Annotated in this window: 1 protein-coding gene; it reads left to right on the plus strand. The window is 60.6% G+C overall.

Annotated elements, in window-relative coordinates:
• The first annotated feature begins 73 nt into the window (after positions 1–73).
• Positions 74–1251 (plus strand): IS3 family transposase gene (locus ACZ5PB_RS43435; protein ID WP_468699272.1). Its coding sequence is split into 2 segments (ribosomal slippage): positions 74–335 and positions 335–1251, totalling 1179 coding nucleotides; the frame shifts between segments, so codons are not numbered across the junction.
• Positions 1252–1297: the final 46 nt, after the last annotated feature.

Here is a 1297-nt window from a genome sequence, read left to right on the forward strand (position 1 = left end):
GGGTGAGGTGCCTCGAAGTTCCCGGACAGGGACCCAATAGGGTTGCCCTGTCAAGGAAATGAGGAAGTAGCAAGTGGCACGTCCGAGTCCGTACTCGCCGGAGTTCCGCGAGGAAGCAGTACAGCTCGCCATCAAATCAAGTAGGCCGATCTCGCAAGTCGCGCGGGAACTCGAGATGAACCCGGAGACGCTTCGTACCTGGGTGCGCCGACATCAGGAGGAGAACGGACCGGGCACGGCTGGCCTCGCCGTGGACGACCGTGCCGAACTGAAGGAACTCCGGCGCCGCAACCGTGAGCTCGAGCAAGAGAACTCCTTCCTGAAAAAAGCCGCAGCGTACTTCGCGAAGGATCCCCGGTAACCAGCAAGTACGAGTTCATCGAAACGATGCGGCTCGACGCTGCGGAGTACGCATACTCCGTCGAGTTCATGTGCAAGCGACTCGACGTGTCCAAATCCGGCTACTACGACTGGCGAAGCCGCCCAGATTCCGCAACAGCCCGGCGGCGCGAGGAACTGAAACTACTCATCACGAGATCCTTCGAGGAATCCGACAGCACCTACGGCTACCGGCGAGTCCAGGCACAGCTGCACCGCTGGGACGTAGAGGCTGGCCCCGAGCTCGTCCGGCAGCTCATGCGAGAGCTGGGACTTGAGCCCTGCCAGCCCCGCCCGAAGCGGTTTAACCTGACACAGGCGGCCTCGGGTTCGGTCACGGATCTCGTCGGCCGAGACTTCACCGCTAAGGCACCCGGAGAAAAGCTTGTCGGCGACATCACCTACATAGAGACCGGCGAGGGATGGCTCTATCTGGCAACCGTGCTGGACTGCTGCACAAAGGAAGTCATCGGCTACGCGATGGACGACCACTACCGGACGCCGCTGACATCCAGAGCGATCCATAACGCCGCACGCAACCGGAAGCTCGCCCCGGACGCCATCTTTCATTCGGACCGCGGAAGCAACTACATGTCTGCCGAGTACGCCGAGGTCCTGAAAGGGCTTCAGCTCCGGAAGTCATCCGGACGTACCGGAATCTGCTTCGACAACGCTATGGCCGAATCATTTTTCGGAGCCTTGAAGAACGAGCGCGTATCGCGGGTGAGTTACGCAACACGAGAAGCCGCCCGACGAGACATCATTCGGTACATCGAATTCTGGTACAATCGCAAACGCCTCCACTCGGCGGTAGGCTACCGCCCACCCCGTGAAGTCCACGCTGACCACGAGCAGTTGCGACTCGTCGCGTAAATTCAACGGTCAAGTACCTGTCCGGGAACTTCGAGGCACCTCAGGG

Source organism: Streptomyces sp. NPDC032721, assembly GCF_055579625.1.